The sequence below is a fragment of the Ferruginibacter yonginensis genome, assembly GCF_042651465.1.
Classification (GTDB): Bacteria; Bacteroidota; Bacteroidia; order Chitinophagales; family Chitinophagaceae; genus Ferruginibacter; species Ferruginibacter yonginensis.
This window is the reverse complement of record NZ_JBHSCZ010000009.1, coordinates 1-4,625: the sequence shown is the minus strand read 5'-3', so window position 1 is coordinate 4,625 and position 4,625 is coordinate 1. Positions and strand designations below refer to the sequence as shown.

General features: G+C 40.5%; 2 protein-coding genes. Both read right to left on the bottom strand.

Features of this window, described 5'->3' with window-relative positions:
- Positions 1 to 3,985, bottom strand: a 3,985-nt coding sequence (locus ACFOWM_RS13905; RefSeq protein ID WP_379711210.1) for a beta strand repeat-containing protein, incomplete at its 3' end; no start/stop codon positions are given.
- Positions 3,986 to 4,321: 336 nt separating this feature from the next.
- A partial coding sequence (locus ACFOWM_RS13900) for a T9SS type A sorting domain-containing protein (protein WP_379711208.1) occupies positions 4,322 to 4,625 on the bottom strand: 304 nt, incomplete at its 5' end.

The window sequence follows — 4,625 nt, the reverse complement described above, 5'->3', positions numbered from 1 at the left end:
AGCTCTGTGGGTTGCTCGTAACATCAAACGATACATCTGTTACACTCGTTAAACTCAAGGTTTTGTCTACTCCCGTAAAGTTATCTTTCAACACTGCTCGTAAGCCCGGGTATTGTAATACCGATGGTTCTATGTTAAAACGATAAGGTGCTACTCGTAACCCTGATACCATCAATGGAATCGTATCGTTCACTGTTAAGTGTGGACGACGCTCTACCACCAAGTTATACGTACCGTTCTTTATAGCTAAGTTATCAGCCGTGTTCAATATCTTACGTACATCCATATTATCTACCCCTGCACTAAAGTTATTGGCAAAGTTCAGCAATACCCCATCTGCCAAGTATTCACTGCCATCTACATCTTTTGCATATAAATTAATCTCTAATGTTGGGAAGGTTACACCGGGTCTGCCTGTTTCAGTTGAAGCCTCTTCCTGCGGTGCTGTAGCCGTGGTAGCCATCCTACTCTGTAAGCTACTGCCACTTCCCTTGTCTGATTCATTTACTATAACTGTTCCTGCTGTGCCTGTATTGCTTTGTACAAATATCGCTTCACCACTCTCTATAAAGTTTCTGATAACGCCACCTGCCTTTACATAGTTGGTTCCATTCCATGTATACGTTTCAAATGCACCTGCATTGTATGCGCCTGCATTGTTAGGGTTCCATACAATAAACGCATTGGCTATATTTGACTTGCTCACCGTTCTAAAATCTATTCGTGACGCATACGGATTACCGAAAGAATAAAACTTATTGGCAGGTACCGTAAAGCTTTGTGTTCCCGTTAATAAATCGCCTTTAATACGTAAGTTGGTAGCACCTGTAGCGCCAGCTGTATTAATACTTCTATCGCCTCTTACAAACACATAGTACCCTTCTTTATTGGCTATTTTGGCCGTATTAGCATTGGTTACATCTATATAACTATTACTTGCCGCATCATAGTACTTCATAGATGCTCGTTGGGTTACCTGATCCATACCCACAAAACTGGCAGGACCAGAAATTTGGGTACCATAACCTGTAGAGGTTGTTGGACCACCCTCTCTCCATGATGCCGTTATTGTTGGCGATGTAGCGATACTTACTGGTGTAGCTAACAATCGCCATGCTTTTTTCGCATATAAATAACGCTCCACATTTACCTTACCCGTTATCGTATTGCCGCTGCCAGTTGCTATTTGACCGAAGTTCGCCGTAGCCGTATCTCTTGATAACAACGTTAAATTATCGTTGGTCGTTATTGTTGAGTTGGTAATGCCTGTTCCATATACCAACGCTGAGCTGATCAACAACGTATCACTCGGTGCACTAGCAATAGTGATACCCTTTGTATTGGCATTAATTAATGTGCTGATATTTTTATTAACAAACCAGTTACCTGATAAGTTTTGAGCTACACCCGTGTTACCCTTCATCTCTAACAAACCTACATTAGCCTTCATCTTACCAGTTGTACTCGTTATCGTTCCTGAACCATTACTCGTAAACAACGTACCGCCTATATCAAACACTCCCTGCTGCAAATGCGTTACCCCATTTACTGTTTGGTTAGCTGCTATCGTTACTATTGTTGGGTTGTTAATCGTTAAATCGTTGATGGTTACAGGCAAACCGTTGCCCGTTACCTGAGTAGCAACGCCATTGTATATATAATTACCACTAGTACTGTAGCTACGTCCGCCCAACATTTGTATATTACCAATTGCTGAAGTACCACCCGTAATACCATCTACATGCCCCATACCCAAATAACTTAAATTATTTAAAGTAAAAGCACCAGCGCCAGATACCACATGAGCATTACAATACAAACCACCTGTTGAAACTACATTTAGTGGCCCTGTTGAAACTACACCTGCACCCAAAGTAACATCTGCCAAAGCTTGAATATTAAATGAAGTGAGTACGTTTACAATACTCGTTGTGTTTTTAGCAGCCCTGCCACTACCACTGCTGTTTGAGGCAATAAGGTTGCCATAATTAACCCCACCAAAAATAGTTTGCGTTATGGCATTGCTGCCGTTATAATGCACGGTACTTGTGGGACTAATAGTATACGTTGGAAAATTAGCAGGAAAGTTACTACCTGTGGTACCGTTAGTACTACCCCCTACCAATAAGGTAGCATTACTACCCAATATAAAAGTAGAGTTAAATACACCTGCTGTTACAATATCCTCCGCATTCAAAGAATAATTAGCTGGTAATACCAAGGTTGAACCGGCAGTAATTTCTACATTACCCCCTTTATCGTTCATATATGCTCGTTGGTTGGTTCCTGTAAATGTTACCGTAGGCGTATTAACACCATTACCTATTTTAAGAATATCAAAAAGTACAGCATCTGTATAAGGTATATTATTGGTATTATTGGTAATAGTTTGAGCCCCTGTTCCATCCATTATAAACACACCATGCTCTTCAATAGTGTACGATTTAGGGTTGAATGTTAGGTTACCTTTAATAATGTAGGTTTGGTTGGGAGTGGTACCCGTAGTGCCAATAACGGAATATGAATTATCAGCCATATTACCAATGGTGGCATTGCCGTTTATCGTCATTGTACCCACTACTGCCAATGTAGTACTATCCCTAGTTTCAACACCATTTGCAGTTAGTTGTAAATTACCATCTACCAACACATTAATACCTACAGCACCTACCACTTTAAACACTTTACTTCTACCAACAAATGTTGAATTGTTGATGAACGTTAGGTTTTTAACACTAATATCAGCAGGTATATTTAAAGTAACTGTTTCATTTGCATTGGTAGTACCAGTAAAAGTAACCGTAGCATTTTCACAAGGCAAAGGCACATGTCCTAAACTCCAAGTAAGTGCCGACCAGTTTATGCTGCCTGTTTGAGGCATAGTAGCAGTATTAGTAACAGCGCCACACACCAATGTAGTAGCACTGCCTGATAGTGGTGAAGCTGTTCTGTAAAGCGGACCACCAGTACAAGTTGTACTATTAAAACTGTATATCCAATACCAATAAGTGGTACCAGGTGCTAAACCTGTTGAAACAATAGAAACAGATGCACTTACACTTTCAATATAACCGCCCAATGCTGTGGTACCAGCAGTATAAGATGTACCATTTATAGGATTAGAAGGTGCAGTTGCGGTTGCTGTTCTTATAATTAAATAGTTAGTGGGGTTGGATGTAGCGGCTGTAAAATTAACCGTCAAATCATTAAAATTAATATTAGTAAAATTTAAAGCTGAGGGCTGATTGGTAGGCGTTACACAAGGAAGCATATAGGAAATACGGACCCTTCCATTAGCTCCATTACCGCCAACCCTACCTGATGCAGTTCCACCGTTTCTTGCACCACTACCGCCACCACCTAATGTAGCACCTGCATTTCCTACATTACTTGCTGATAAACCAGTACCGCCAACACCACCATCAGTACCACCTGCAGCACCTGCTACTGTACCAGAAGCATTACCGCCAGCACCTGTTGAACCAGCACCACCGCCGCCACCACCAGATGTTCCTAAAATATTACCAGCAGCACCATTACCACCATTATATACACCACCTGTACCACCTGCACCTGCTGCTCCAGCAGCACCTGTACCACCGCCGCCACCGCCATTGGCAATTACGGTTCCGTTGAAAGATGAATTACCACCTGCCGTACCTGCACCTGTTGTAGCAACAGCTCCGGCACCTACGATATAATTGTAGGAGTTGCCTGCTGTTACGGCAATGGTAGCTGTGTTATATGCACCGCCACCACCACCACCACCTCTAGTATTAGAAGCTGTAACACCACCACCGGCACCACCACCGCCCCAGGTTTCAACTGTAACGCTGGTAACACCAAGAGGACAGACCCATGTGCCTGAACCCGTATACGTATTTACTTGTAAGGCCTGACCGTTGGTAACTATAACGGTAATAAATGAAAGTAGGATGAATAGAGCTGTTTTTAAGAAAACAGATAAGTGTAACTGTTTTTTCATAATTGACAGTGCCGATTTAAAAAAAATAGTTAGTAATTGACGACAACCAACTTGCTTTTAGAAAATCGTTTTTTTGGTGTTGAATTTTGATGGTGTATGCTGTAATAATGGAACATCGTTACAACTACACATATAAACAACGTCATTAATATTAACTTATTGTAATATGAAAAAAATAGGGTAATTATAACCATGCACAAGTATTTTTACTTGGTAATTTTATATAATATGTTTAATGCGTAAATATGGAGATACCACTATTTGCAAAAAACAAAAAGGCGAACATTTAAAATGTTCGCCTTTTAATCAATCAATGAAAATCAACAATTGTTTTCGTTATTTCAAAAATGGTATGGTTATTTTTTTGCCTTCTGTTGTTACAACCATCAACTCATAATTACCCTTTGTTAAATTAGGTATTTGTATAACAGTACGTTGTTGGTTGTTATTGATACTAATAGGTTGCTGGTATACTTGCTGTCCGGCACCATTGTATATTTTTACTTGATAAATACCTAATGGTTGCCCGTTAAAGTGAACATTGATGTTGTCACCTACAACAGGGTTAGGGTATATACTTACGCCTTGTTTTGTTGCTGTAACCACCGCCGCCACCTTTACAGTAGCACTGTTGATATTG